This is a genomic window from Tritonibacter scottomollicae, from assembly GCF_003003215.1.
Classification (GTDB): Bacteria; Pseudomonadota; Alphaproteobacteria; order Rhodobacterales; family Rhodobacteraceae; genus Epibacterium; species Epibacterium scottomollicae.
Genome location: NZ_PVUF01000023.1, coordinates 1 through 26,218 on the forward strand (window position 1 = coordinate 1; position 26,218 = coordinate 26,218).

The following is a 26,218-nucleotide window of genomic DNA, read 5'->3' on the forward strand; positions in this document are numbered from 1 at the left end:
GAGATCGTACAAGAGGTGCTCAGTTCTTACGCAGAATTGGGCAACCCACACCTCGAAGTGCGGGTGATGGATGACTACCCGGTGCTGGAATACACTGTCCAATATGGCGAGTCGGATGCGGATTTCATCCGCCGGCAGCTGGAGCGTTTTGGCATTACGTGGTCCTGGCGACATGAAGCGGGGTCTCACACGCTGTTGCTCACAGATGCGGCGCTCAGCCTGCCCGAAGTTCCGGGATCATCGCGCCCATACTTCGGCGTCGAAGGGTACCACCGGCACGAGGAAGAGCATTTCCGCCATTGGTCTGCGAGCGAGCGGATCACCACCGGCGCGGTACGACTGTCGGAGTATAACTTCAAGATTCCCACATCGGCGCAGGAAGTCGACCAGCTCTCTGATGCGTCTCATCCAAGTGGCGAGATCGAAAGCTATGACTGGCCCGGCGATTACCTCAATCAAGGCGAGGGCCGGGATGTGGTCTCGCGCCGCCTTGAAGCGGAGCGCGGTCAGGCCCCACGCCACCGGGCTGAGGGTGATGTGGTGTCCCTCGGGGCGGGTTGGCGCGTGACGCTGGCCGGGGATGATGTTCCCACTGCAACGGGGCGGACATTCGTATGCCTCAAAGCCACGCACCGGTTCCGGGCGCAGGCCTATGGCTCCGGGAGCGCTGAGGCAGACGATGCGCCCTATGACGGGGCCTATGTGCTGACCCCTGATGATGCACCGTTTCGCCCGGAGCGCCGCACAGCAGGGCCGCGGGTGCAAGGGCCGGAAACCGCAGTTGTAGTTGGCGAAGGCGAGATCGATTGCGACGAACACGGGCGCATTTTGTGCCGCTTTCACTGGGATCTGGATGGCGCGCACACCATGCGAGTTCGGGTTAGCCAGAACTGGGCGTCCAAGGGCTGGGGTGGCATGGTCATCCCCCGCATCGGCATGGAAGTCATCGTGGAGCATTTAAGGGGTGATCCGGATAAACCGATCGTGACGGGGTGTGTGTACAACGGCGCGAACAGGCCGCCTATGTCGTTGCCACAGGATAAGTCCCGTTCAGTTTTCAAAACGAAAACTGTACTCGGTGAAGGCTTCAACGAGCTGACCTTTGAGGACAAAGCGGGCGAAGAATTTATCTATATGCATGCGCAAAAGAACCTTGATCTGCATGTCCTGAATTCGCGCCAAAAACGTGTGGAATTCGATGATAATGCGACCGTCGGGAACAACTCCAACCTTGCCGTGGCTGCCAATCGAACTGAGACGATTGATGGTAAAATGGATGTCGCCGTTAAGGGAGCGATGGCCGAGAAAATAGATGGTGATCGCGGTATTAAGGTGGGTGGCAATTTTGCGACCAGCGCGGACGGGGATCTAACATTAAAGGCCGCAGGCGAGATCATCATTGATGCATCGAAGATCACGCTCGTCTCAGGCGGGGCTGCTGTGGTCGTGCAAGGCGGTGCTGTTAACGTGGCACCTGTCCTGAACGTGGGCTCCGCCTCGCCAGGCGCTGCGGCCTTGCCTGCAATACCGGAGATACTCAAAGCAGCAGCGGGGGCCGGATCACCGTTTATGAGCCATTGCCCCATGGCGGAGGACGAGGCATGAGTTCAGCGATTCAATTAGATCTGATAGATTTTGTTGAACGTGGTGGACCCGCATTCGCGTTGATTGATGGGGCAAATTGTAGTGCATTGTCACAAATAACAGCGCTCGAACGGGAGTCAGTATCGCTTTACAAACGCAGCATCGCCATTCCGCAAGAAGTGGCACCTTGGCTCGTGCCGATCACCACCGAGACGACGGTTGAGATCTTGAGTTTACTGCCGCCCGATAGCCATTGGGGGGTGTTGTTCCATTCGGATGCACCTTTTACTGATCTTCAGGCCCATTTTCGCCGTTTTACTATGGTCACTTTACCCGGCGGGTCTGCGCCGTCGTACTTTCGCTTCTATGATCCTCGGGTGTTCACAGATGCACTGACAGCGTTGTCGCCGTGGCGAGCCGCAGAGTTGTGCAAGCCTGTAAATACAATCGCAGTGCCCGCATCGCCCGTACTGAACATGAGTTTCGATCCCTTGGCGCCTCGGTTAAGTTTTCGCGGCAAAGTGTTTGAACTGGCCAAACCAACACAGAGCGAGAAAGGGACTGGGCAGCGGTTGCAATTCTTAACGCCAGTCGAAAAGGCCGCGCTGGATAAGCTAAATTACAGGCGGACTGGTCTTAAGCTCGCGCGGGATCTGCAACGCGCGTATCCTTCAGCCTCGCACGAGTCGATTATTTACGCAGCAAAAATGGCGTTGCGCCTGGGAAAAGCGCATGCGCTGACAACCGTCAAAGAATTGCGAGTTTTAGGCGATTGTCTGATCGCTTACAGCGGCCAATTCCCCACATCGTTCCCAGAAGCGCGGCGCATTTTGGACGCTCGCCCGGCCGAACGATGGCAGAAAGGGGTCTGGCTGCGCGAGTGGCTTGAACAGACACGCGTCCAAACAGTCGTTTCACAGAAGGCTATGTCATGAACACCGGATATAAACCTAACCTCGATGAGGTTGAGGAACTGATGGCGGCCAATCCGCAATATTTCAACACTCTCCAGGCAAGCCGTCAGATTCGTGATGCGCGGGCCAACAGTAATGACACGGTCGGTCAAATCGTTCAACAGAGTGCCGCCGATGCTCAATATGGAGAGTACCTCCGCCGGGGTGGCCCGCCGATGGGGGCTGACGGTGCTATTCCTGCATCCCAGCCGATCCATGATGTTGATGCAGAAGACGCGGCCTGTGATTGTAATTCCCCCACTCCTTGCTGCGTGACCAAATTGGAATTGGGGTGTTCTCACACCGCCGTGCGCCTGACGTTGCCACGCGAGGAAACCGACGGGCGGCGCTGCATGTTGGCGTTGGTCGCCGACAAAAACGAAGGCGGGCTGCACGATAAGCTCAAGATCAAGGCGACACGGACGCCGAACCCTGACTGCAAAATGAATTGGGGCGGCCCCGGTATCATCAGTGAAGGGCCTGAAGGTCGTGAAATCCATGAAGGGTTCGAATGGGAACAAAAACTTGAACACTATGACGCAGATCAGTGGCCTACAGGCGATCTGGCGCAACTTGGCCGGTTGTTCGGTGATTTTGTCTTTAAGGATGTTGACGAACTTGGCTACGATCAGACTGTGATGCTGACGACCTGTCAGGGAACGTCGGCTTGGGGTTCGCTTGTTAAAGTGTATCCAAAGGTTGAATGGGGCGGAAAGATAAGCGGTGGACTGCAAGGACGCTGGTACACAAACGCAAATTTCACCTGCTCTGCGGCCATCGACGGTGAGATTACTGGCCAGTATTCAAATACATCAATCAATATCAGCACCGAGGCAAAGTCGCCGGGTGAAGCTGAGGAACACAGTAAATCCGTCATTCCGTTTCTGGATCGCGCGATGAACCGCCTTAAAACTTTGAGTTCAGGCGGACCTCCGCGCGGTAGCAGTACCCATTCCTACATCGGGCTGAACCATACCTTCAACATGGAGGGCAGTTTCAAACTGGCCGAGAACGGCAATGATCCGTCCCGTGTCGGTCAGGAGATGGAGATCAAGATCGGGTATAATCCTTTGTTGGGCATCGAACTCAAGCTCGATATTTTTGATCTTATTTTGCAGGCTGCCAAACGGTATCCTTTAACCTCCGGTCTGGCGAGCGCGCTTGAAGCGGCCCGTGAAAGGATGGCCGAGGGCATTGGAACGCGCACGTTACCGGATGGAACGGACGGCAACGTATACGCCAGTGCAGAAATGGAACTTTCGTTGACCGGTAAGGCCAATATCGGCAACACCGAAGTCGTTTTGAGCCGGAAACCCGAAGATGAAAGAGTGACTGGAACCGGGCGTGTTGGTGGTGATGTAAGCCTTGAACTTCTTGCGCGGGTTGAAGCCGAAGGCAAGGTATACGTAATTTCCGGTGCGGCAAAAGCGAGTGGTGCTGGAACTTCAAAACTTACTTATTGGCTGTCAACCTTGGCTGAAGGCGAAGGCGAGGAGGGTCATAGGTTTCGCTCGAAACTCGAATGGGAGGGTCTGAAGTTTAGCTACCATACTGAGGTGACAGCGAGTTTTCTAGGAATCAACATGCGACCTCGTCACGAGTCCGGCGAACTTGTTGTTGCACCTCCTCGGGTTTGGATTGATGAAACATTTTAAGGTGGGAAGAGATGAAGCTTTTCAAAACGACTGTCGGTGCTTTGGCACTTTTTCTTTTAATAATATCTACGGTGAGAATCATGGCTGAACCACATACCCCCGAGAACACACGCGTAGGCATCGAATTTAGGTTATCATCTGCTCAGATGGAAGTACTCGTGAACGGTGTGCCGTTGTTTTCGCCGACTGAGGGGCTTGAAATGCGTCAAACGGTAAACACAGGACTGGATTTCAACACATCGGTGCAGGCTGGGCGTAACACCGTGACTCTGCGTTTGAAAACATTGGAAAATGACGGTGGATGGGACCGCGCCGCACGGGTCAGGGTTTTGCATTGGCCGGCTGGTTTTCTGCCGAACTTCATGTCCAGCGACGTGCCCTTTTTGGCCGATGTTGAATTAGTCACCCGAGAAGATGGGACATTAACGGTCTCGTCTACCGTCGGAACCCAAACGTCTGCTCAGGCTTTCCCCGTCACATTCGCGCCGCAGGCGGTGGCGCACGGTGAATGGATCACGATAACGATACCGTTCGAATTGGATATGCCTTTTCCCCAGCCGCTTTGGCAAAGCGCGGCGCAGCCCCTCGGCACGTCGGTCTCAGTTGAAGAACTGCTTGTCGAATATCGGCACATCCACTCCGGCGCATCACTGGGCCAAAATGGATTGTTCAGAGCGCTCGAGCCAATGATGAACCGTGCTGGTGAGGGATACGGTTGGACAGGTGAGCGGTTTTTCGATCACGCTTTTGGCGTACTTTATGACGATGAAAGGCAGTTTGCCTTGCAGCCCGTCGAAACGATTGGCCAGCAGGTGCGAATCTTGGGGGATGGACGCCTGGCAACCCTGACGCCGGGCCCTCTTACGTTTTTAAGCGGTCTCACGGATGAAACTGCAGAGTTGTGGTTATATTTCTGGAAAGATCAGTCGGGCCAATGGAGACTGATGCAGTGAAACCGGTGGCCCGCGTTGGAGATATACATTCCTGTCCGATACGCGGCAGCAACCCGATCTTATCGGGATCAGGCAACTCGACCTGTGATGGACGCCCTGTCGCGACAGTTGGCGATATGACAGCTTGTGGTGCAAAAATCGGAACAGGAAAGCGCGATTGAGATCGATATCGCGGGCGGTCATCAACTGAGGATTGTTGGCAGCTGTGATCCAGTAGCATTGGCTCGGCTCATCTGAGGCCTTCCTACATGATCCCTGTCCCAGCGAACTCAAAACTCGAATGGGAGGGTCTGAAGTTTAGGGTCAGGACGGCTTTGTTGCACAAATCGACCTGAGGTCGAGTTTCCCCTTACCCCTAACGGATTTAGCCTACGGCCATGGTACGAGGTATGCCAAGAGCTGTGAAGCGGTTCAGGATAGCAGCGCGGATTTGGATCTCGGCAACCTGTCGGTCGAAATCCCTCGCCATGAGGCGCTGACCAAGTAGTTTCACACAGTTCATCTTCGTTTCGACGCGGCTTCGGCGGTGGTATCCGCTCCACCTTCGCCACAATGCCTTGCCAAGATAGCGGGATGCACGCACCACCTCGTTTCGGGTGACGGCCGCGGTGCTCGTGGGCTTCCACGGTTTGGCGTTTTTGCGCGGAGGTATGACGGCGTGGGCATGTCGAGCAGCAATCGCGTCATGGCATTTGCGCGTGTCATAGGCCCCATCTGCGGTCACTGATCCGATGTTCTGATCAGGCGGGATCTGGTTGAGTAATTCTGGGAGCATGGGGGCGTCACCGACATTGCTGGTGGTGACCTCGACTGCACGCACCTCCAGCGTTTCCTCGTCGATCCCTATATGTATCTTGCGCCAAATGCGTCGTTTGGGGCAGCCATGCTTGCGCGCGTTCCATTCCCCTGCGCCCTCGGATTTGATGCCCGTGCTGTCGATGAGCAGGTGCAGAGGGCCGGTAGCACCGCGATACGGCAGGCTCACGTTCAGTGTCTGTTGACGGCGGCAAAGGGTGCTGAAATCAGGCACTGCCCAGTCCAACCCAACCAACCGCAACAGGCTTTCGACGAAACCCGTGGTTTGCCGCAGCGGCAAGCCAAATAGCACTTTTAGCGTCAGGCAGGTCTGGATGGCCGCGTCGCTGAACTCTTGCTGTCGCCCACGCTTGCCCGTTGGCGGTGGCGTCCAGGTCATCTCCGGATCAAACCAAATCGACAGCGATCCGCGTTGCTTCAGCGCTGTGTTGTACGAAGGCCAGTTCCTGGTCTTGTACTTCGTAGGGGCCCAACTGCTCATATCGCCAAGCTATCATGCTGAATTCACACAGTGAATCCCGAAAGCGATTTATGCAACAAAGCCCTGACGCGTAACCAGACGTCGGCTGCGGCGCTATGGAGTGAGGAATACTCCGTCGAATGGACACAGTTTGGTCATGAAACAGCGCCGCCCGGCGTGTGAGCCTCCCGGCATGGAAACGATGGTGTCTGGACAGATGGCTACTCAGGAACTTCAGGCCACAGCGGTGGTTCGCAAGAATTCGGTCGCATTCATTGAAGAGGTTCTGGCGCTGAACGAAGCGCGCCAGCCGCTCGTGATTGTCACGGACGAGGCACAGGCGCAGGCCATGCCGGGCGTCTCGATTGATCGCTGCATCACCCCTGCGGACCGGTCCGGATGGTTCACCGCCAGACATGCCTTGATACACGGTGATCGGCCTGCACAGATCAGCTATACCTCGGGAACCGAAGGCACGCCAAAGGGCATCCTGCTGAGCTACACGAACTTGGCCGACACTGCCGAGCGCATTATCGCGCAGATGAAGATGACGGAAGACATTCGCGAATACGTGGCGGTCCCGGCAACATTCAGCTTTGGCATGGGACGCTACCGCGCTGTCAGCGCCGTGGGAGGCCAGGCTTACCTACCGCCGCGCGGGTTTGACCCGCTGGAACTGGCGCAGATGCTGGCGGCGGGCCAGGTCAATGCGCTCTCTGCGGTGCCCACCTTGCTGCGCATTCTTCTTGACGCCCCCGATATCATCGGCGCGGCAGGCGAAGAGTTGCGATGGATGGAAATCGGCTCACAGCATATGACGGCGGATGAGAAGCGCCGCATCAGAGACCTGTTCCCAAACGCACTGATCACACAGCACTATGGCCTGACCGAAGCATCGCGCAGCACGTTCCTTCAGATCTCAGCGGCGACCGACGCCGAGTTGCACTCTGTCGGCGAACCGATTGGCGGCAGCGACGTGCAGATTGGCGAGGATGGCAGGGTTCGCATCCGTGGTCCGCATGTTGCGCAATACCGCATCGACACCAACGGGCTGCATGACCTGCGCGATGCCGATGGCTGGCTGCAGACCAACGACCTTGGCCACATCCAAGAGGGTCATCTCTACTTTGACGGGCGGGCCGACGATCTGATCAACTGCGGCGGAGTCAAGCTCGTCCCGGATCAACTCGAAGCGCGCATGCGTCCAGCGCTCCCGCCCGGATCCGAAATTGCGGTGGCAAAAGTCCCGGATGTTCAACGTGGTGATGGTGTACTGGTCGCAGTCCAGGCTGAGGCCTCACCGACGGAGCGGATCAGGGACCTGGCGATCGCGGCCCTGCTAGAGATGGGCATCGCCGCTGGAAGCGCCCTGCACATCATGCCGGTTGAGGCAATCCCAGTGACCGGGACCGGCAAGGTACAACGGGCAATGCTTGCTGATCAGTTCGCACAGCGTGGCCCAGCCCTCACCCCCGCCGCGCCGCCCGTGCCAGCCGGAGAGATCAAGGATGTCCTCTCCCTGTTTCGGCATGAATTTCCCGGACAAACGGTTCGCCCGGACGATACTTTCGAAACTCTGGGAGGTGACTCTCTGCACTTCATTCAGTTTTCGCTCAGCTTCGAACAGCGCTTTGGCCAGCTGCCCGAGAATTGGGAAACACTCAGCACGGCCGCCCTGCAACGGCACGTGGGTGCCAGCCGGAAGTCCATCTGGCGCCGCCTTGAGTCGGTCACTCTGACGCGCGGGTTCTTCATGGTCTGTATTGTCGCGCTGCACACAGAGGCATTTATCTACAGTCCGAACTGGGGGGCAGCCTACTTTCTGATCATGCTTGCGGGCTATTCCGTCGCCCGCTTTCAGTTGCCGGAAATCATCCGTACCGGAAGTGTCAGAACACTGTTGGGAACGATCAGATATGTGGCGATCCCTACGATCCTGATGGTCGCCCTGCTGCAGGTGCTGACCCAGAGGTTTGAGATCTTGCCACTACTCTTGGTGTCCAATTACCTCGACCCGTTCACACTGAAGGGTTTTTTATTCTATTTCATAGAATTCTATCTTCAGCTTCTGGCCCTCGCGGCGCTCCTGTTTTCCTTTGCGCGCGTCAGGGAGGCCTTCCGTCTCTATCCGATGATCAGCGCATTGAGCCTGCTGGCCGCAGTTGCACTCCTCAACCAGCTCATCGAGAGCGTCTGGAGTGGTGATTATAATTTCCACCGCACGCCGTGGAATTACGCTTGGGCCTTTGCCCTCGGCATCGTACTCGCAAGCGCCAAGGACACCTCGACACGCATACTTGCGCTGGTCGTTTCGATGGTGGCTGTCTACCTCAAATGGGATCTGACATCCGCCGCATTCTATGTCACCGGCGGCACCGCAATGGTCCTGTTCGTCAGGAGTGTTACAGTTCCGGCGCCCGTCAAGATCCTGGTTGGCGAGATCGCAAACGCGTCGATGTTTGTCTATCTCTGCCACTATCAGATGATTTCCATCGTGAACAAAATATACGGCGACAGCAGGCCTTGGCTGTCGCTCATCTCTTCACTCATCGTTGGCGTGGCGGTCACCCATCTCTACGCATGGATATCTAGGAAATTCACCCAGATCGCACATCCTGCCTGACGACGCTCGCAGGGCGGTAACCGCGACTGCACGGCAGCTCCCCTTTGGCTCGACCTTTGGGCGATGCGTTGCATCACGGCCAAGCTATGCGCATTCAGAGATGCAGGACTTTGAAGCCACTAAATCTAAACGCGCCAACGTCTGATCCTGCCGCAATGTGGGCGTCGCCGGTACCGGAAAATGCCACGATGCCATCGCTGGCTGCGGGCAGAATGCAGTCATCCCCCCCCGCAGAGACGCCAAGCGGTGGAAGACCGTCACTGCGGGTGCGATTGCCAGAAACGAGGTCCTGTGAGCTTCGAAATATCTCGGTCACGCGATCTGGCGAAGTTGGAGCGGATACCACCGCTGAAGCCGCGTCGCGATATGAGGAGGAGCAGACAACGATCCGGGGGATCGTTTTCCCGACGATTAGATGCACTGCGTCAGACTGTTGGGACAGCGCCTCATGGTGCGGAACTTCGACAGATAGGCCGCGGACGTCCAGGTTCTGATCACTGCTATGAACGGTTACACCGCCCGTGGGATGAAGCCGTCAGGGGAAAGTGGGATCGCTGGCGATCACCTGATTTGTGCAGAAGAGACCTCGCGCGGCAACTCCGGGTACGAATGGCTCTGCTCGCTGATGGTACCCGTCACGCGGTCTGCAGGATAAATCTGCCCTGGGGGAAGGTGACACACACTCTTCAACGGATATGCGCGTCAAAGCCGTCTCGATAAAGTATCCGCCCATCGACTGCCGAGTTGTGGGCGAACCATCTTGGGACGGAAAGTGGCAGAAACGAACACTCTGCGAGGCATGATCTTGGGAGACTGTCCATTCATGTTCGCGACTGCTCGAACCGGGCCCAGGCGGCTTCGAATGTCGCGAAGTCGAAACCGGGGGCTTTTGCGGGCTCAAGCACCAGCTTCTCGGTCTCCAGCAGTTTGGATATGGCCTCCGCCAGCATCGGGATCACCGCAGGCGGGATCACCACGGCACCGTGGCGGTCGGCGTGGATCAGATCACCGGGGGCGACAGTCAGGCCGAAGATCTCGACGGGTGTGTCGATCTCGCGCACATGCACAAACCCGTGGCTGGGACCGATAGAGCCTGCAACCACCGGAAAGCCCTCGGGCAAGTCGCCAAGGTCGCGCATGACGCCATTGGTGAGCGCGCCGGAAATGCCAAAGCCCTTGTGCACGGTGGTGTTGATCTCGCCCCAATAGGCGCCGATGGCGTTTGGGTAGTCCAGGTCCTCGATCACGGTGACGGCGGGAGCAGGGGCCTCTGCCATGTATTTGTAATAGGCCATGCGGCGGGCCTTGATGACCTCGGGCGGCTCGGATGGCGGCGCTAAGGCGGCGATCTTGGCGGTGCGGGCATAGCCGACCATGGCCGGGGCCTCCGGAGCGGAGGCCAGCAGGGTGCCACGGGTAAAGGCGTCAAAGCCGCGTTTGCCCTCGGCGACCTCGATGGCGTTGCAGACGGTGGGGGTATCCACCTGCCGCAGCAGGGTGAGCAAGTCGGGTGTCATATGTCCTCCAGCCAGCGGGCCAGTGCCGCCGTTGTCTGTTTGGGGGCCTCAAGGGTGGGCAGGTGGCCGCAGTCTGGCAGCACGTCGAGGCGGCTGTCCGGCATCAGGTCCTGCATCAGCTCGTGTCGCGCAACCGGGCAGAGCCGGTCCTGCGCGCCGCAGAGGATCAGCGCCGGCCCCGCAAAGGAGCGCAGCGTTGCGCATTGATCCGGGCGATCGCGCAGCGCCCGCGACTGGTGCACAAAGACCTCCGGCCCCAGCGCCAGTGCCATCTCTAGGCACAGCGCGGAAATCGGATGCGCGGGGTCGGGCGTGGCGAGGTAATTGGGGATCATGATGTCGGTCATGATCTCTCTCAGACCGCCGGTCTGTGCGGCCTCGATCTGCGGCGCGCGCTTTGCCTTGACCTCCGGGACCTCGGCCAGCGGGTTGGTGTCCAGCAGCGCCAGCCCGGCCACGCGGTCGGGGGCCTGGCGCAGCACTTCCATCGCAAGGATGCCGCCCATCGACAGGCCCGCAAGTGCAAAGCGCGGCGGCGCGTTGTGCAACACCTCTGCGGCCAGCGCACCCATGCTGTCGTGTTCGGTCAGCGCCGCGCAGGAGACGGTGCGCGTGGCAGAGAGGGCAGCGATCTGCGGCGCAAACAGCCGCGCATCGCACATCATGCCGGGAAGAAATACTAGGGGAGTCATAGCGGCCTCCGTTCGGGAGGGGCCGCGCGGCAGGGCGCGGCCCATGGGTCGATCAGGCACCCGTTCAGGCGGCACTGCTCCAGGTGGCGCCGGCGGGATCGTCGGTCTCGGTCACGCGGTAGAGGCTCGCCTCGCCGGTCATCGAGGGCGCAAGGCTGTAGCTCTCGCCCGGTTTCAACAGGCAGGTATCGCCCGGGTTCAGCACGGTGTCGAAATCGCCCATCCGCAGCGCCCAGTGGCCGCGCATCGGCATCAGCACGACGTGTTTGTCGGGTGTGGTCGTGCTGTCGTCCAGCGAGTTGCGGGACAGGAAGTCGACCTCGAAACCGGGCTTGTCCTTCAGGAGCGCGTCGGTGCCGATCACCTTGGCGGGCTGTCTGCCCGACAGCGCCATCAGGTCCCAGTAGCGCGCCACATAGCGCGGCACCACGGCCTCGACCGGGGTTTCGGGGAAGTCTTTCATCTGCTCTTCGGTCAGGGTGGGCATGGGCTGGACGTTGTGCGGCAGCTCATGGCCCTGCTTGGTGTCGTAGAGCACGCCGTTGTTGCCCAGCACGAGCCCATGGGCGCGGGCCTCTTCGATCACCTGCGGCGCCCATGTGACACCGCCCCCGGCATCGTCGCCGCCGAGGATCGCCATGATCATCCCGTAATCGGTGCCGACGTTTTCAAAGCCGCGGAAGATGCCGGTGGGGATGTTGAAGATATCGCCTTCCTCGGCGATGAATTCACCCGCGTCGCCATTGCGACCCCAGAAGAACCGCCAGCGGCCCTTGAGAACAAAAAACACCTCCGCCGTGGTGTGGCTATGGAGCGAGTTGCGGCAGTTGGGCGGCTGACCGGCTGCGCCGATGTTGAACCCGGGGGTGTCGCGGATGTGGACGTGCTGATCGGGGGATTCCGAGACGCCGCCGCCGATGATGGTGAAGTTTTCCTTCTGGTTCGACCCCGGCGTGTGGGCGTCGATAAAGGCGGTCTTGCAGGGGCGCAGTTCGCCGTAACGGACGATGCGATCATTCAGAGTGCTCATGGAGTTTATCCTTTGATATGAAACAGAAATACGTCAGGTTGAGAGACCTGCGCCGGGTGGGCGCAGGTTCAGCCGACGCGCCCGCAGCGATGCGCGATGCGCATGCATCCGCCGGGTGGCCTCGCGGGCATCCAGTTTCATGTCAAAGGCGGGCACGATCACTCCGCGCCGCTTTGCATCAGGATCTGTTTCCAGACCGAGGTTTCATCAAACAGCGTGTATTCGCGGCGCAGCTTCACGTCGCCGCCGACCAGCGCGCCAAATTCGGCGTGGGAAATGCCGAGGATATAGACCTCGGCCCCGGTCGGCACACCATAGGCGCCCCAGCCTTCGTGCTTGCCATGCAGGCTCCAGCGCAGGGCGGAGCGCGGCGGCATATGCGGATCCTCGCGGCCAATCTGGTGATGGATGGTGAAGGTTGCGTTCGGGAAGGCCGCGCGCAGGCCCATCCAGAAGCGGTCCACCGCGCCAAAGGAATGGCCGGTGACACCGCCGGGATATTCCACGTGAGCGGCGCGATCATAGGTCTCTTCGATGGCGGCCATATCGGCATTCATGATCCGGGTCAGAATCTCGGCGTGGCGGCCGCCCCATTCATTGTCGTTGCCATGCCCGGTGTAGGGACCGGGGCGATCCGTGGCCGGGCTCAGGGGTTTGATGCAATTGGCCGCACCGCCCTCGTTCTCGATCAGCTGGGCGGCATAGTCCCTGGGCTCCCAGCCCATCTGGCGCACGATGGCGCCCTGATCGCGGATCAGCCATTCATCGTTGATCTGATTGTTGATGGCATGACAGTCGGCGAGGATACGGTACTGGAGCTTTTTGCCGGTGGCCTTGCCATAGACCCCGTCGCCTGTATGGGTCGCAGTTGAGATGATCCGGTGCGAGGACAGCATGCCCGTCTCCGGCGTGCCGGACCAGATCACATCCTCGCCCAAGAGCTCCCGGTCCGGGAATTCCGCAAGCGTCGCCATGGTGGCGCCGATCACATTCTGGTTGCCGACCACCACCGAGGCGGGCGAGCGCACGACGATGTCGTCGCTGTAATAGCGGTGCAATGTGGCGATGCCGCGATCTTCCCAGATCTCCTTGGTGATGCCGATGATATAGTCGGGGAAGTCGCGAAATTTCGCATCAAAGCCTTGCATGGGGGTTATCCTTCTGTGGGCCAGTCGTCCGGTATACGCGCCGATCCACGCAGGATCAGCGGCGCTTCGATCTGCACATGGCAGGGGCTGGCAGTGTCTGGGGTGTCGATTTGTTCAAACATGGCGCGCACGGTCTCGGCCACCATGAGATTGGCGCGTTGCCGGATCGTGGTCAGATTATAGGCGCGCCACGCGGCCGGCGGGACGTCATCATAGCCCACCACGGAGACATCCTCGGGGATGCGCAGGCCCAGCTCGAACCGCAGCACATCCATCACCGCAAAGGCCATGTGGTCATTCGCGACAAAGACCGCATCGGGGCGTTCGCCAGAGGCTACGGAGAACATGTCGCGGGCGGCCTGTTCGGCCTGCTCGACGCTGAAATTGCCCACGGCGCGGGCAAATAGGTCCCGCCCGGCCCCGGAAAGGGCCTCGCGAAAGGCCGCCTCGCGGTCACGCTGGGTGGAGGCGCCTTCCCAACCGGCGATATAGGCGATGCGCTGGTGCCCGCCTGCCATCAGGAACTCGGCCACCCGCCGCCCACCGGCGCGATTGTCCGAGGTCACGGCAGCGATGCCGTCGATGTCCTGGGCGCGGTTGAACAGCACCACCGGCACGCCAAGCTGCTGACACCGTGCGGAAATATCCGAGGACATGGCAACTGAGGCAAGGATGATCCCGTCGACCTGATGGTCGAGGATCTCCTCCATCACCTGATCGATATTGCCCGCCGTCTGCGAGGCCATGAAGACCAGCACGTGATAGCCCTTGGCCTGCAAGGCGGTGGAGAGTTTCTCCAGCGCTTCGGGGTAGAAGTAGTTTTCCAGATAGGCGACCACCAGCCCGATGATGCGCGACCGCCCCGAGGCCATGGCACGTGCCAGCACATTGGGGCGATAGCCAAGGTCTTCGGCGGCCATGCGCACCTTGTCGGCGGTTTTCTTGCTGACCGAAGCACCGGGGGTGAAAAACCGGCTCACAGCGGATTGGCTGACGCCCGCGCGCTCGGCAACCTGGAGGATGGTGACTTTCTCGCTCATCAATCTGCCGTCCAGCCGCCGTCGATCAGCATCGACGTGCCGGTGACCATGGCCGACGCGCCCGAGGCCAGATAGAGCACCACGCCCATGATATCGTCCACCTCGCCGACGCGCGGCAGCTTGATCTTCTCCATGATCCAGGCCGCGCGGTCGGGGTCGTCAAAGGTGGCCTGCGTCAGCGGCGTGCGGATGAAGGTCGGGCAGACCGTGTTGATGCGGACGTTCGATTTGCCCCATTCGATCGCCATGGCTTTGACCATGCCCTCCAGCCCGTGTTTGCTGGCGCAATAGACGGCGCGGTCGATGCCGCCCACATGGCCCATCTGGCTGGAGATATGGATGATCGATCCGGGCTTCTGCGCCGCTATCATCGCCCGCGCCGCCCAGGCCGACAGGAAATAGGCCGAGCGCAGGTTGACCCCCATCACCGCATCATAATCCGCGGGCGTGGTGTCCAGCGCGGGGCCATGGCGGGCCAGCCCGGCGGAATTCACTACCACGTCATAGGCCGTATCACTCAGTGCCGCCTCCAGCGCCACAAGGTCGCCCTGATCCATGGGCAGCGCTTCGGCGCTGTAGCCTGCTGCCCGCATCGCCGCCACCGTCGCCTCCAGCCGCTCCGCCCCGCGCGCCGCACAGACCACATGCGCCCCGGCACCCGCCAGCGCGACCGCGCAGCCCTGCCCGATGCCGGAGGAGGCACCGGTCACCAGCGCGCGTTTGCCAGTGAGATCAAAGGACGGGGGGCGGGGCAGGTCGGTCATCAGCTCATTCCATTCGGGATATTGATCGGCGCAAGATTGCGTGCCTTGTTGAACTCACGCAGCCGGGCAAAGACGTCAACGCCAAGTTGCGCATAGGCATCCAGCAGATCGACCAGAACCCAGTTTTCCCGGATCTTGCCATTCTCCAGCCGCCAGAAATCCAGACTGCGCATGGTGATCTTCCTGCCTGCGGGCGCAATCCCCAGCCAGCCGTCATGGGTGACGGTCTGGATCATGTTCGGCCAGCCGGTGACGGCGGCATAGTCGCCATCGCCAAAGAAATGATAGTTGATCTCGTCCACATACTGGCCACGATCCGGCATGCCGTTCAGAAACGGGATCTGATGCCAGTTGCGAAACCCCGCGATGCCGCGCCCGGTGCCAATGCCCGACGGTCCGTACCAATTCATGCGCGGATGCCAAAAACGCTCCATCTCCATCACCTCCGGGCCACCCTGCGCGGGGTGCTTCTTCAGATGCTCGAGCATGTCGATGATGTGCTGACAGGTGGCCGCACCCATTTCGGCATCATAAGGCCCCGGCACCAACCCGTCCTGCGTCGCAGGCGCCGGCACATGCCATTCCCGCCCGAGCGATGGCGCCATCGGCCAGGCGTTGGCCTGCATCATCACCTCGGGAATGTCCCAAAGCGCCTGCACTTCCACCACTTTGCCGTCGACAATGCGATAGAACTCGTGAAACCGCATGCTGACCTGATGACCGCTGGGCGGAATGTCGAGCCAGGGTGCGGTAAAGACACCGGTGTAATACCCACCTGCGCCCACCCAGTCGTTGCCAAATTCATCCGGTCCGGCGATCACGATGGTGTCGCGACGCTCCAGATCCGGCCAGGCCTTGAAGAGACCCGCATAGACCGCGTCATAAAAGGCCTCCACCCCGGTGAGATCCCCAAACGGGTGGCAGAACCGAAACAGCACATCCGGCGTGCAGACCGATCCAAGTGCGGCCCGTACGCCCGCCGCGTCAAAATCATACATTGCCGCCCGAAGCGGCGCGATCAACGCCTTGTTCTGTGTGTGAACATCCATGGCTCTTGCCTTCATCTTTTCAAAAATACCTCGGGGGAGGCCCCGCGAGGGGCCGGGGGCAGCGCCCCATTTTTACTCCGCCGCCTCGCGATAAGGGGCCGCCGCGCCATAGGGTACATTCACCCCGCCGTAGCGGCGCACCCGGATGTTGCATTGCTCAGCATGGCCCACAAATCCCTCGAGCATACAGAGGCGCGAGCCGTATTCGCCCACCAATGTGGCTGCCTCATCGGTCAGAACCTTCTGATAGCTGTGGGTTTTCAGGAACTTCCCAACCCAGAGCCCACCGGTATAGCGCCCCGCCTTCAGCGTCGGCAGCGTGTGGTTGGTGCCGATCACCTTATCGCCATTGGCCACATTGGTGCGCGGCCCGAGGAACAGCGCGCCATAGCAGGTCATCTGCTCAAGGAACCAGTCGTCGCGGTCGGTCATCACCTGCACATGTTCCGAGGCGATCTCGTCGGCAATTTCGCGCATCTCCTCGTAGGTTTCACACAGGATCACCTCGCCATAATCCTCCCAGGAGACCCGCGCGGTGTCGGCGGTGGGCAGGATCTTCAGCAGCCGGTCGATCTCCTCGAGTGTGCCCTCGGCCAGGGCGCGTGAATTCGTGACCAGAACGGCGGGCGAATTATAGCCGTGTTCGGCCTGCCCCAGAAGATCGGTGGCACACAGCTCGGGATCGGCGGCGGTGTCATCGGCGATCACCATGGTCTCGGTGGGGCCGGCAAAGAGATCGATGCCGACGCGCCCAAAGAGCTGCCGCTTGGCTTCGGCCACAAAGGCATTGCCGGGACCGACCAGCATATGCACCGCCTCGATGCTCTCGGTGCCGATCGCCATAGCGCCCACCGCCTGAATGCCGCCGAGGATATGGATCTCATCGGCGCCGCCAAAATGCATCGCGGCGACCACGGCGGGGTTCGGCTTGCCCTTGAAGGGCGGCGTGCAGGCCACGATGCGCGGCACGCCGGCGACCTTGGCCGTGGCGACCGACATATGGGCCGAGGCCACCATGGGGAACTTGCCCCCCGGCACGTAGCAGCCCACCGATTGCACCGGGATGTTCTTGTGGCCGAGGATCACGCCGGGCAGGGTTTCCACCTCGATATCCTGCATGGACGCGCGCTGCGCCTTGGCAAAGGCCACGACCTGCTCCTGCGCGAACTTGATGTCGGCAATCTCGCGCTCGGTCAGCTCACCGATCAAGGCATCGATCTGCGCCTGGCTGAGGCGAAAGCTCTCGGGCGCGTAGCCGTCGAATTTCTCGCTGAGGTCGCGCACGGCGGCATCGCCGCGGGCCTCGATGTCGGCAAGGGTGGCCTCCACCGTGGCGCGGGTCTTGGCATTGTCTTCGGCGCGGGCGGCGTCGGATTTGCCGCGTTTGAGATAGGTGATAGCCATGGCTCTTATCCTTGGTTGTCGGTACGCGGAGTGTCGGGGTGCGGCGGGGTCTTTTCGCCGCGGTCATAGGCTTCCCAGCCGTGGCCGTTGAACAGATCCACACCGAGCTGTGCTGCCACATGGGCGAAATCCACATTCACCCAGTTGTCGACGATCTTGCCGTCCTGAACTTTCCAGAAGTCCATATAGCGGATCTCGACCCGCTTGCCGGTGGGCGCGATGCCGAGGAATTCGCCCGAATGGGTGGCTTCCTGACGGCCAAAGGCGGCCGCCCATTCGCCCATGTAGAGGCGCGCCTCGTCGATGCAGGTCTTGTCGGAAAACGCCGCCTGAAAGGGGCGCTGCCAATTGTCCTGAAATTCCCGCAGGCCGGTCTTGGTGCCGCAGCCCTGATTGCCGAGCCAGCGGAAGTTTTCTGCAAAGAACTCGCCGATGTCGGCAATGCGGTGGTCGTTGAGACCGTCGACCATGGCCTCAATTACGGCGCGGGTCTCTTCGGTCTTGGTCATATCCGTGTCGCGGGTCAGCACGGCCTGTTCGGGGCGGGAACCTTTCATGAGGTCACTCCTGTGTGGGATCTGTCAAAGGGCAGCGGCAGGCGCGCGGCGGACAGAAAATCCCGTGGCAGGCGGTTCAGCGCCGGGTGGCGGGCGCTGGCCGTATGGCGAAAGGCGCAGCTCATCCTTTGACCGCCCCTGCTGTCAGGCCAGAGACGATCTGGCGCTGGAACACCATCACCAGTATGAACAGGGGCGCGGTGATCGACACGGCGGCGGCGACGGCGACCACCTGATCGGTGGTGGTGGTTTCGCGGTTGAACATGCCCGCGATGGCCGGAACCATGGTCTGGTTCTGCGCATCGAGCAGCAGCGAGGTCACCAGAAAGTCGTTGTAGGCCAAGAGGAAAGAGAACAGCCCCGTAGTAATGACCCCTGGCCACATCACCGGCATGATGACCCTGCGAAAGGCCTGGAAATGGTTGCAGCCATCGACCCGCGCGGCCTCGTCCAGTTCGGCGGGGATGTTCTGGAAGAACGACCGCAGCATCCAGATGGTGAAGGGCTGGTTGATCGCCACCAGCACCGCGATCACCGCCATCGGCTTGCCATAGAGGGTCGGCGCGTTCTCTCCGAGGATCGGTGCCAGCCACTCCGACGAGTTGATAAACACCGGCAGATAGCCCGCCACCAGCACCGAATGGGGCAGGGCGCGGAACACAAGAGCGACGATCAGGATCCAGAACGCCAGCGTCGAGCCGGACCGCGCCAGACCATAGCCCGCAAGCGTGCCCACGGTGAGCGACACGGTCACGACGCCTGCGGTCACCACCAGCGAGTTCTGGAAGTTGTTGGAAAAGCCCCGGTCGATCCAGACGGTCTTGTAGTGCTCGGTCGTCAGACCAATCACATCCGCCCCAAAGGCCCCAAGCACCGGGTTCAGCGCGTTCGAAAGCACAGGCAAAAGGCCAAACAGCGTGACAAGCGCGACCAGACCAAAAGCAGCCGCACCAATGAGCCAGCCCAACCAGACCGCGCCCGCGGGGGCGTAGCTCCTGACCATCGAGGGCAGCAGCCGGGCCGCCCCCCGCCACAGACCCCAGAGCGCAAGCCCCAGCAGGCAGATGTCGAGGAGCGACACGCCATGACCCTTGGCGCGGGTTTCGGGGCCGAAGATCACATTGAGCGCATTGGCATCAAAGGCATCCACCGGTGTCTTGAAGCTCATCACCGTGATCCAGAAGATCGGGAAGGCGGCGATGACGCACCACAGGATCAGGAGGCTGTTGGAGGTCAAACGCAGGCTGAGGGGCTGGCGCATGGCACGGGACGACATGTCAGTGGCCTCCTTTATGATCGCGCCAGGTGCGGCGCAGGGGAGCAATGAGCAGGAGCGTTATGCCGATCATGGTCAGCATGGCGCTGGCGGAGGCCCGGCTGATGGAGCGGTTGCCCGCCTGATCCGGCACCAGGAAATCGTAGGTGAGCCATTGCAGCGAGATCACGTGACCTTGGCTGGAGAAGCCGACGACCTCTTCGAACACGCGATAGGCGTCCATCAGGTGGATCATCGACACAAAGATGATCAGCGGCATCAGATGCGGGATCACGATGTAGCGTAGCCGCTGCCAGCGCGAGGCCCCGTCGATCACAGCACTTTCCAGACTGTCGGAATTCACGGTCTGAAGGCCGGCATAGAGGACAATCGCGGCAAAGGGCGCGACGTGCCACACGCGGTAGAGCATCATCAGTAGTTCGATGGTCCAGGCTTGGGCGAACATGGCAATATCGCGGCCCGAGTACCATTCCATCGCTGCTGTCAGGATGCCGTCGCCGCGAAACAGCCAGTTGATCGACAGCGCGCCAATCACCGGCGTGATGATAAAGGGCAGAAGCGAGATGAAGATCACCGGCCCGCGCGCCGCTTTGGCGGCATTGTTGATCATCAGCGCAATCCCGAGGCCGAGGCCGATATTCAGCGGCAGGGTGATGAGGGTGAAGGTCAGCGTAAAGCGCAGCGCCTTCCAGAAGTCGATGGTCTGAAAGGCCGACCAGCTACCGGATTTCAGCGCATCCCACGCACGTCCCAGCTCTAGCACGTTGGCGTAGCTTTGCAGGCCGACAAATTCGGTAGTGGTCAGGACGTGACCGTCCTCTCCGACGACCGGCACGGAGGTCTTCTCTGTAGTACAGGTCTGCGTCAAGAAGCCGGGGGTGCAGGTTTCGACCTCGACCACCTCATAGACGGTTTGGGTCACGTAAAAGCTCTGCACAAACACGCTGATCAGTGGAAAGGCGATGAACAGAAGCATCATAAAGACAGAGGGGCCGACAAAGGCGGCAAAGGTGCGGAAATTCATGTCTCTGCCTTTCTCATGGTTCCGTAGGTGTGGGGAAAAGGGGGGAGGGCGCGCCCTCCCCCGAGGTCGACGAGGAGAGGGGGAGTTATTCCAAGAGGCCCGCTTCCTTGGCGGCGGTGATATAGTTCGCCTCGATGTCGGCCAGCGTAGTTTCCGCATCCTTGGCGCCGGTCAGATAGGCCGACAGCCCGTTGCCGAGGGCGGAATGCAGGATGCCAAGCGCGGTAGAGGCCGGGTAGGGGCGGGCGCCATTGGCGGCAGAGGCGGCGGCCCCGGCTGCCAGCGGTCCGGCCTCATAGCCGGGCACCAACCAGACGGCCGCATCGTTGTTGGCCTGCACCATTTCGGTGTCCATACCCTCCATCACCACCTTGAAGGCGGCCTCGGCCTGCTCATCGCTCATGTTGGCGGCCAGCACGACGCCATCCCACCACAGCGAGGTCGCAGGTGCGGCAGCGCCCATCGGGGCGGAGGCCATCTTCACCTTGCCCACCACCTGGCTTTCGGCGGCGTCTTCCATCGCGGCGGCGCGGCTGGCCCAGAGGTTGGCCATGGCGATCTTGCCTTGCTGGAACTGCTGCTGCACGTAGGTGGAGTCCGACACCAGATATTCCGGGTCCATATAGGCGGTCATCGCCTTCAGGGTTTCCAGCGCCTTGATGCCTTCGGGCGTGTTGATGGTGGGGTTGTTGTCGGCGTCGACAAAATTGCCACCCTCGCCGAGGTACATGTTGACGAATTCCTGCGCCAGGTTCCAGCCGGTCTTGAAGGTGCCACCGAGCGGATAATCGACGACGCCTGCGGCCTTGATCTTCTCGGCTGCGGCGAGGACATCGGCATAGGTCTTGGGCTCTTCGATGCCGAGATCAGCCAGGATGTCCTGCCGGTACATCAGGTGCTGGGCGTTCACCATCATGGCAATCGCCATGATCTCCCCGTCGATCTTGATCAACTGGTTCGGCGTCAGGTTTTCCCCGTATTTCGCCACCAGATCATCCAGCGGGCGGATGGTGCCGGCGTTCAACAGCGGGATCAGCGTCTCGTTCGCAACGCCGCCGATCTGATAAAGAGCCGGGTTGGCGGCAAAGGCCTCTGGCTGCTTTTCCTTGAATTCCTGGTCGAGCGAGGCGGAGAAGTTACCGCATTCCGCCATGGCATCGGTCGCGGCCTTCCAGGCCTCAAACCCGGCGGTGAGGGATTTGAGCGGCACGGTATTTTCAAACGCGCAGGAGGCCGAAGCCGCGGCGCCTGCAAGGGACAGCGCCCCTGCCATCAGGATGGTCTTGAGTGTCATGAAGTTGGCTCCCTGTGGGGTTCCTGTTGAGTTGAGGTCTGCCGGGTTGTCCCGGTCTGTTCTGGAATGGGTCAGGCGCGCTCGCCGGTTTCGGCATCAAACAGGTGGCAGATCGCGGGCGGCACGCTAAAGCTCACCGGATCGCCGATTTCGGCGCGGAAGGTCTTGTCGGCCTTGACCGATACGAGTGCCCCACCGACGCGGACGGAGATCATCGTCGCATCGCCCAGGAGTTCGAGCGTGTAGATCGGCGCGGTGATCTGGCCCTGACCCTCGGGGGCGAGGCTGGCATCCTCAGCGCGGAAACCGAGCGTCAGCGGGCCATCCTTGGCCTCAAGGCCCGGGATTTCCACATGTTTGGCGCGGAAGGTGCCGCCGGTGACGGTGCCCTCCATCAGGTTCATTGCGGGCGAGCCGATGAAGCTGGCGACAAAGGTATTGGCCGGGTGGTCGTAAATTTCCGTGGGCGAGCCGACCTGCTGCACCACGCCTTTTTTCATCACCACCACCCGATCTGCCAACGTCATCGCCTCGATCTGGTCATGGGTGACGTAGATCGTGGTGACGGCCAGTTCGTGGCTGAGGTTCTTGATCTGGGCGCGGGTGGAGACGCGCAGCTTGGCGTCCAGATTGGACAGCGGCTCATCCATCAGGAACACATTGGGTTCGCGCACGATGGCGCGGGCCAGGGCGACGCGCTGACGCTGACCACCGGACAGTTCCGCCGGTTTGCGATGCAGGAAATCGTCCAGTTCCACCATGGCGGAGGCGCGGCGCACCTTCTCGTCATGGGTCGCGGGATCGACACCGCGCACCTTCAGCGGGAAGCGGATGTTTTCATAAACATTGAGGTTCGGATAGAGCGCATAGGATTGGAACACCATCGCCACGTCACGGTCCTTGGGCTCCAGATCGTTCACAACCTTGCCATCGATCAGGATGTCTCCCTCAGTGACGTCCTCCAGCCCTGCGATCATCCGCATGGTGGTGGTCTTGCCGCAGCCAGAGGGGCCAAGCAGCACAAGAAATTCGCGATCGGCGATGGTCAGGTCGAAGTTTTTCACTCCGACAAAGCTGCCCCAGCGCTTGCCGATATTGCGCAGTTGGATTTCAGCCATTGATACTCCCCGCGTCTGATGGCGCTGCGCTTTGTCACAATTGCAAGCGCTTGCAAAAAGGGTAGCGATAGGATGTGTCATCTGGCAAGGTATTTTTGCAAGCGCTTGCAAAAAGGTCGAAGGGCTCTGCTAGGGCATCTCTCTAAGGGTATGAAATTTGATGAAAAAGACACAACTACAGCATGCCAAACAAGTGGTTCGCTCGTTCTATAATGACCTCGATATGGCCGAAGTTGCTGAGATTCCGGCGATGATGGCACGGCATTGCAGCCCGAATCTCTTGTGGCGCGGCTATCACCCCTTTGATGAAATCTCAGGGCCAGAAGCGGTGGCGCAAGCGTTCTGGCAGCCACTCAGAGGCGCGCTGACCCGCATGCAGCGGCGGCTGGATGTGTTTATGGCGGGCGAGAACTATTATTCGGACCCAGGCGGGATCTGGGTCTGCTCGATGGGGCATCTGATGGGGCTGTTTGATCGCCCTTGGCTCAATATCGCGCCGACGGGGAAGCTGGTGTTCTTGCGCTACTGCGCCTTTCACCGCGTCGAAGGGGAGCAGATCACCGAGACGGCGATGTATTTCGATATTCCGCATCTGATGATGCAGGCCGGGCTACAGCCCTTTCCGCCGCAAACCGCCAGCCACCAGGTTCAGCCGGGGCCACAGACCCACGATGGCGTGATGTTTGACGCGCAAGATTCTGCTGCGGGTGAGCAAACGTTGGACCTGATCCAGCGGATGGTCACCGACCTTGGTACCTGGCAGGGCGCGCTGCCGTTGGAAGAGGAGCTGGCCCGCACCTGGCACGATGACATGCTGTGGTGGGGACCTGCAGGGATCGGCGCCACCTACACGATCGAACGCTACGCCAAACAGCACTCCGGCCCCTTCCGCGCCGGGTTTACGGAGCGTTCCAAAACCCAACACATCTGCCGGATTGGCGAGGGGAACTTTGGCGGGTTCTTCGGTTGGCCCAATTTTACGGCTGTTCCGAGCGGTGGCTTTATGGGAATGCCCGCAACGGGTAAGCCGGGTGAATTCCGGGTCATTGATATTTATCGACGGGATGGTGACAAGCTGGCGGAAAACTGGGTGTTCATCGACCTGCTGCATTTCTGGAAGCAGCAGGGCGTCGATATCTTGGAGCGTATGCGTCAAATCGGCAGCCCGGCCATGAGTACCTTTCACGTGCCGCAAGGCGACCTGAATACTTAGGTCGGAGTAGCTGTCGGACGTCAGTGCTCAACCTTTCAAAACGCCTGCTCAGCCTAGTGAAACGTGACACTACTCCTACCCCGGCCTGGCGCAAAAAGCGCTTCACGAACCCGGTCATCCAGTTGAGGGGCATGCCAAGAGAACTTCACCGTAAGGCATGCCCTAAGCGCGGCATCAGTATACCGTGGCTGTCGGCCACGCTTGTCGGTTGGCGGCGGCCCTCGTGCCATGTTCGGTTTAAACCAGATCTTCAGGGAGCCGCGCCGCTTCAGTGCTTTGTATCGCTCGGCCAGTTCTTGGTCTTATGGCGCGTAGGGATGGGGCTGCTCAGTCAGTCCAGCTACCTCGCTTGGTTCGCGAGACGGATCCCTCGCCGTATTTTCACAACAACGCCGGCTGGTGGCAATGTTTGGGCCAGTAAGAACGGGATGGGTAGCGAAAGGGAGTAGGAGATATGAGGCACAGCTAAAACAGTCTCGTGATGCGGCCCGGTTGCAAAAGTCTGCTGATGATCGCAGTTTCCCCTTCCCGGGACACACTCACCCCCAGGCCACAGTGACCGGGATGCCGAGGGCAGTGAAGCGGTTCATGACTGCCGCACAGATCTAAACTTCAGCAACCTAGCGGCCGACGTCGCGGACCTCAGCCTCTGCCAGAGCAGCTTCACGCAGTTGATTTTCGTCTCGACCCTGCTTCGTCGGTGGTAGCCGCTCCAGATCCGCCACGGCGCTTGACCAAGATGCTTTGACGTCCGCAGGATCTCGTTGCGTGCCCGGGCTCCTGCAGTGCCGGGCTTCCAGGGCCTCGCGCTGCGGCCGGGCGGAATGATTGCTGCCGCACCGCGGTTGGTGACGGCGGCGTGGCAAGCCCGCGTGTCGTAGGCACCGTCGGCTGTAACGGTGGCGACCTCCTGATCCCGGGGGAGCTAGGCTAGCAGACCCGGCAGCATCGGCGCGTCGCCGGCGTTGCTGGAGGTGACCTCGAACGCCCGGATCTCCAGCGTTTCCGTATCAAACTCGAGGGGGATCTTGCGCCAGGCTCTTCGTTTCGAGCCGCCATGCTTGCGCGTTTGCCACTCGCTCTCGCCTTCCACCTTGATGCCGGTGCTATCCAGGAGCAGGTGCAGCTGTTAATTGGAGTCGCGATACGGGATGGTCACGTTCAAGGTCTTCCCGCGACGTTACAGAGAGCTGCAGTCCTGCACGGACCAGCCAAGCCCGGATAGTTCGAGTAGACTCGCCACGAAACCGGTCGCTTGGCCGAGGGGCAGCCCTACGAGGGCGCTGAGGGTGACACAGGCCTGGATCTCAGCGTCGCTATAGGCTTCTGACGGCCGCAATGCCCCGATTAAATGGCTTCCCACTGCATCGAGGGATCAAACCAGTCGGTCAGCGATCCGCGCTGTCTTGGCGCCTGATTATCGCTTTGCCAGTTGTTTGTTTGTAGACCGTCTTCTGAGGACGGCCTATGTCTTCCAGCTACTTCATTGGCTTCACAAGGTGAAACCCTCGCTCCTTTGCGCGACAAGGTTTTGTGATGCTCGAAGTAGCTGTTCGATCTTGTTGTGGTTTGGTGATTGCGAAATGGTATTGGGCATTCTACCAAGTTGACAAGATGAGACCTTTGACTGATACAGCCGAACCTAGAACGGGCCGTTAGCTCAGCTGGATTAGAGCAGGGAACTTCTAATTCTCAGGTCGGGGGTTCGAATCCTCCACGGCTCGCCAATCGTTTTCATTGCCAATGAACCATAAGCTTGCACGTTTTCGCGGTTTTCATGCACACCCCCTGTCAAGAGGCTATGGGGTGCCATAGTGGCGATTTCTAATAGTGCGCTGAAATATAATCGTTTTTCAGCATGGTTGGCGCTTGGCCGTTACTTTTCGCGCTGAGTTTTCAAGAGCGCCACAACTGGTTCAACCTCGGTCCGAAGATAGACCGGTCCGACATCCAAGCCGTTCGGTCGGAACGGCTGGATCCCTTCGCTCTGGAGAATAGCCCGAATTGTGTTCCAATGCGCACCGGTTTCGGCCAACAGAATCGTTGGT

General features: G+C 60.2%; 23 protein-coding genes, 1 tRNA gene and 2 pseudogenes. 9 read left to right on the forward strand and 17 right to left on the reverse strand.

Annotated elements, in window-relative coordinates:
• From CLV89_RS20445 to CLV89_RS23260, 5 genes are all read left to right on the forward strand, one after another.
• Positions 1-1,605: type VI secretion system Vgr family protein (locus CLV89_RS20445; RefSeq protein WP_106165468.1), on the forward strand; the 1,605-nt coding region annotated here is incomplete at its 5' end.
• Positions 1,602-2,519 carry a DUF4123 domain-containing protein gene (locus tag CLV89_RS20450; protein WP_106165469.1) on the forward strand — a complete coding sequence of 306 codons (918 nt, stop codon included), beginning with the start codon at positions 1,602-1,604 and terminating at the stop codon, positions 2,517-2,519. The genes CLV89_RS20445 and CLV89_RS20450, both read left to right, overlap by 4 nt.
• Positions 2,516-4,192: a hypothetical protein gene (locus CLV89_RS20455; protein ID WP_106165470.1), complete on the forward strand. Its 1,677-nt coding sequence runs from the start codon at positions 2,516-2,518 to the stop codon at positions 4,190-4,192. The genes CLV89_RS20450 and CLV89_RS20455 overlap by 4 nt, the downstream gene beginning before the upstream one ends.
• 11 nt (positions 4,193-4,203) lie before the next feature.
• Positions 4,204-5,145: a hypothetical protein gene (locus tag CLV89_RS20460; protein ID WP_106165471.1), complete on the forward strand. Its 942-nt coding sequence runs from the start codon at positions 4,204-4,206 to the stop codon at positions 5,143-5,145.
• Complete coding sequence (locus tag CLV89_RS23260) at positions 5,127-5,306, forward strand: PAAR domain-containing protein (RefSeq protein ID WP_106165472.1); 180 nt, start codon at positions 5,127-5,129, stop codon at positions 5,304-5,306. The genes CLV89_RS20460 and CLV89_RS23260 overlap by 19 nt, the downstream gene beginning before the upstream one ends.
• A 203-nt stretch (positions 5,307-5,509) precedes the next feature.
• Here CLV89_RS23260 and CLV89_RS20475 read toward each other — a convergent pair whose 3' ends face one another.
• A complete protein-coding gene (locus tag CLV89_RS20475; protein ID WP_106165473.1) occupies positions 5,510-6,442 on the reverse strand; it encodes an IS5 family transposase in 933 nt (310 codons plus the stop codon).
• 196 nt (positions 6,443-6,638) lie between these two features.
• On the opposite strand from CLV89_RS20475, the gene CLV89_RS20480 reads away from it, so the two are divergent.
• Both CLV89_RS20480 and CLV89_RS20485 read left to right on the forward strand, forming a co-directional pair.
• Complete coding sequence (locus CLV89_RS20480) at positions 6,639-9,044, forward strand: AMP-binding protein (protein WP_165798170.1); 2,406 nt, start codon at positions 6,639-6,641, stop codon at positions 9,042-9,044.
• 160 nt (positions 9,045-9,204) lie between these two features.
• A pseudogene (locus CLV89_RS20485) lies at positions 9,205-9,513 on the forward strand (hypothetical protein); the annotation flags it as partial.
• 352 nt (positions 9,514-9,865) lie between these two features.
• Here CLV89_RS20485 and CLV89_RS20490 read toward each other — a convergent pair.
• The 14 genes from CLV89_RS20490 to CLV89_RS20550 form a co-directional block, all read right to left on the reverse strand.
• On the reverse strand, positions 9,866-10,561 hold the full coding sequence (locus CLV89_RS20490; RefSeq protein WP_106165475.1) for an RraA family protein: 696 nt from the start codon (positions 10,559-10,561) through the stop codon (positions 9,866-9,868).
• Positions 10,558-11,253, reverse strand: a complete 696-nt coding sequence (locus CLV89_RS20495; protein WP_106165476.1) for an alpha/beta fold hydrolase — start codon at positions 11,251-11,253, stop codon at positions 10,558-10,560. The genes CLV89_RS20490 and CLV89_RS20495 overlap by 4 nt, the downstream gene beginning before the upstream one ends.
• Positions 11,254-11,317: 64 nt before the next feature.
• The gene (locus CLV89_RS20500; protein ID WP_106165477.1) at positions 11,318-12,283 is read right to left on the reverse strand and encodes a cupin domain-containing protein; all 966 of its coding nucleotides are present in this window, start codon (positions 12,281-12,283) and stop codon (positions 11,318-11,320) included.
• Positions 12,284-12,316: 33 nt separating this feature from the next.
• Positions 12,317-12,439, reverse strand: a complete 123-nt coding sequence (locus CLV89_RS23170) for a hypothetical protein (RefSeq protein WP_279327916.1) — start codon at positions 12,437-12,439, stop codon at positions 12,317-12,319.
• Positions 12,440-12,441: 2 nt separating this feature from the next.
• On the reverse strand, positions 12,442-13,431 hold the full coding sequence (locus CLV89_RS20505) for a nuclear transport factor 2 family protein (protein ID WP_106165478.1): 990 nt from the start codon (positions 13,429-13,431) through the stop codon (positions 12,442-12,444).
• Positions 13,432-13,436: 5 nt separating this feature from the next.
• Positions 13,437-14,471 (reverse strand): LacI family DNA-binding transcriptional regulator, encoded by a 1,035-nt coding sequence (locus CLV89_RS20510; RefSeq protein ID WP_207796982.1) that lies wholly within the window; start codon positions 14,469-14,471, stop codon positions 13,437-13,439.
• On the reverse strand, positions 14,471-15,235 hold the full coding sequence (locus CLV89_RS20515) for an SDR family NAD(P)-dependent oxidoreductase (RefSeq protein ID WP_106165480.1): 765 nt from the start codon (positions 15,233-15,235) through the stop codon (positions 14,471-14,473). Before CLV89_RS20515 ends, CLV89_RS20510 begins: the two co-directional genes overlap by 1 nt.
• A complete protein-coding gene (locus tag CLV89_RS20520) occupies positions 15,235-16,284 on the reverse strand; it encodes an ester cyclase (protein WP_106165481.1) in 1,050 nt (349 codons plus the stop codon). The genes CLV89_RS20515 and CLV89_RS20520 overlap by 1 nt, the downstream gene beginning before the upstream one ends.
• Before the next feature lie 72 nt (positions 16,285-16,356).
• Positions 16,357-17,688: a histidinol dehydrogenase gene (hisD, locus tag CLV89_RS20525; protein WP_106165482.1), complete on the reverse strand. Its 1,332-nt coding sequence runs from the start codon at positions 17,686-17,688 to the stop codon at positions 16,357-16,359.
• A 5-nt stretch (positions 17,689-17,693) separates the two neighbouring features.
• Complete coding sequence (locus CLV89_RS20530) at positions 17,694-18,245, reverse strand: ester cyclase (protein WP_106165483.1); 552 nt, start codon at positions 18,243-18,245, stop codon at positions 17,694-17,696.
• Positions 18,246-18,366: 121 nt separating this feature from the next.
• Entirely contained in the window at positions 18,367-19,521 is a 1,155-nt protein-coding gene (locus tag CLV89_RS20535) for a carbohydrate ABC transporter permease (protein ID WP_106165484.1), read from the reverse strand.
• A 1-nt stretch (position 19,522) separates the two neighbouring features.
• Positions 19,523-20,545, reverse strand: coding sequence for a carbohydrate ABC transporter permease (locus CLV89_RS20540; RefSeq protein WP_106165485.1), 1,023 nt, complete (start codon positions 20,543-20,545; stop codon positions 19,523-19,525).
• A gap of 85 nt (positions 20,546-20,630) precedes the next feature.
• The gene (locus tag CLV89_RS20545; RefSeq protein ID WP_106165486.1) at positions 20,631-21,839 is read right to left on the reverse strand and encodes an ABC transporter substrate-binding protein; all 1,209 of its coding nucleotides are present in this window, start codon (positions 21,837-21,839) and stop codon (positions 20,631-20,633) included.
• A gap of 71 nt (positions 21,840-21,910) precedes the next feature.
• Entirely contained in the window at positions 21,911-22,957 is a 1,047-nt protein-coding gene (locus CLV89_RS20550) for an ABC transporter ATP-binding protein (RefSeq protein WP_106165487.1), read from the reverse strand.
• A 160-nt stretch (positions 22,958-23,117) separates the two neighbouring features.
• On the opposite strand from CLV89_RS20550, the gene CLV89_RS20555 reads away from it, so the two are divergent.
• Positions 23,118-24,170 carry a nuclear transport factor 2 family protein gene (locus CLV89_RS20555; RefSeq protein WP_106165488.1) on the forward strand — a complete coding sequence of 351 codons (1,053 nt, stop codon included), beginning with the start codon at positions 23,118-23,120 and terminating at the stop codon, positions 24,168-24,170.
• A gap of 53 nt (positions 24,171-24,223) precedes the next feature.
• Here CLV89_RS20555 and CLV89_RS23265 read toward each other — a convergent pair whose 3' ends face one another.
• Positions 24,224-24,463 (reverse strand): transposase, encoded by a 240-nt coding sequence (locus CLV89_RS23265; RefSeq protein ID WP_423837302.1) that lies wholly within the window; start codon positions 24,461-24,463, stop codon positions 24,224-24,226.
• Positions 24,464-24,709: 246 nt separating this feature from the next.
• Positions 24,710-25,613: pseudogene (locus CLV89_RS20565) on the reverse strand (IS5 family transposase); the annotation flags it as partial.
• A 206-nt stretch (positions 25,614-25,819) separates the two neighbouring features.
• Between CLV89_RS20565 and CLV89_RS20570 the strand changes: the two are divergent.
• Positions 25,820-25,897, forward strand: a tRNA-Arg gene (locus CLV89_RS20570).
• The last annotated feature ends 321 nt before the right edge of the window (positions 25,898-26,218 follow it).

Bases quoted from the DNA above. Each gene is read 5' to 3' on its own strand.
- CLV89_RS20450 (WP_106165469.1), top strand. From the start codon at position 1,602: ATGAGTTCAGCGATTCAATTAGATCTGATAGATTTTGTTGAACGTGGT.
- CLV89_RS20455 (WP_106165470.1), top strand. From the start codon at position 2,516: ATGAACACCGGATATAAACCTAACCTCGATGAGGTTGAGGAACTGATG.
- CLV89_RS20460 (WP_106165471.1), top strand. From the start codon at position 4,204: ATGAAGCTTTTCAAAACGACTGTCGGTGCTTTGGCACTTTTTCTTTTA.
- CLV89_RS23260 (WP_106165472.1), top strand. From the start codon at position 5,127: ATGGAGACTGATGCAGTGAAACCGGTGGCCCGCGTTGGAGATATACAT.
- CLV89_RS20475 (WP_106165473.1), bottom strand. From the start codon at position 6,442: ATGAGCAGTTGGGCCCCTACGAAGTACAAGACCAGGAACTGGCCTTCG.
- CLV89_RS20480 (WP_165798170.1), top strand. From the start codon at position 6,639: ATGGCTACTCAGGAACTTCAGGCCACAGCGGTGGTTCGCAAGAATTCG.
- CLV89_RS20490 (WP_106165475.1), bottom strand. From the start codon at position 10,561: ATGACACCCGACTTGCTCACCCTGCTGCGGCAGGTGGATACCCCCACC.
- CLV89_RS20495 (WP_106165476.1), bottom strand. From the start codon at position 11,253: ATGACTCCCCTAGTATTTCTTCCCGGCATGATGTGCGATGCGCGGCTG.
- CLV89_RS20500 (WP_106165477.1), bottom strand. From the start codon at position 12,283: ATGAGCACTCTGAATGATCGCATCGTCCGTTACGGCGAACTGCGCCCC.
- CLV89_RS20505 (WP_106165478.1), bottom strand. From the start codon at position 13,431: ATGCAAGGCTTTGATGCGAAATTTCGCGACTTCCCCGACTATATCATC.
- CLV89_RS20510 (WP_207796982.1), bottom strand. From the start codon at position 14,471: ATGAGCGAGAAAGTCACCATCCTCCAGGTTGCCGAGCGCGCGGGCGTC.
- CLV89_RS20515 (WP_106165480.1), bottom strand. From the start codon at position 15,235: ATGACCGACCTGCCCCGCCCCCCGTCCTTTGATCTCACTGGCAAACGC.
- CLV89_RS20520 (WP_106165481.1), bottom strand. From the start codon at position 16,284: ATGGATGTTCACACACAGAACAAGGCGTTGATCGCGCCGCTTCGGGCG.
- hisD (WP_106165482.1), bottom strand. From the start codon at position 17,688: ATGGCTATCACCTATCTCAAACGCGGCAAATCCGACGCCGCCCGCGCC.
- CLV89_RS20530 (WP_106165483.1), bottom strand. From the start codon at position 18,245: ATGAAAGGTTCCCGCCCCGAACAGGCCGTGCTGACCCGCGACACGGAT.
- CLV89_RS20535 (WP_106165484.1), bottom strand. From the start codon at position 19,521: ATGTCGTCCCGTGCCATGCGCCAGCCCCTCAGCCTGCGTTTGACCTCC.
- CLV89_RS20540 (WP_106165485.1), bottom strand. From the start codon at position 20,545: ATGAATTTCCGCACCTTTGCCGCCTTTGTCGGCCCCTCTGTCTTTATG.
- CLV89_RS20545 (WP_106165486.1), bottom strand. From the start codon at position 21,839: ATGACACTCAAGACCATCCTGATGGCAGGGGCGCTGTCCCTTGCAGGC.
- CLV89_RS20550 (WP_106165487.1), bottom strand. From the start codon at position 22,957: ATGGCTGAAATCCAACTGCGCAATATCGGCAAGCGCTGGGGCAGCTTT.
- CLV89_RS20555 (WP_106165488.1), top strand. From the start codon at position 23,118: ATGAAAAAGACACAACTACAGCATGCCAAACAAGTGGTTCGCTCGTTC.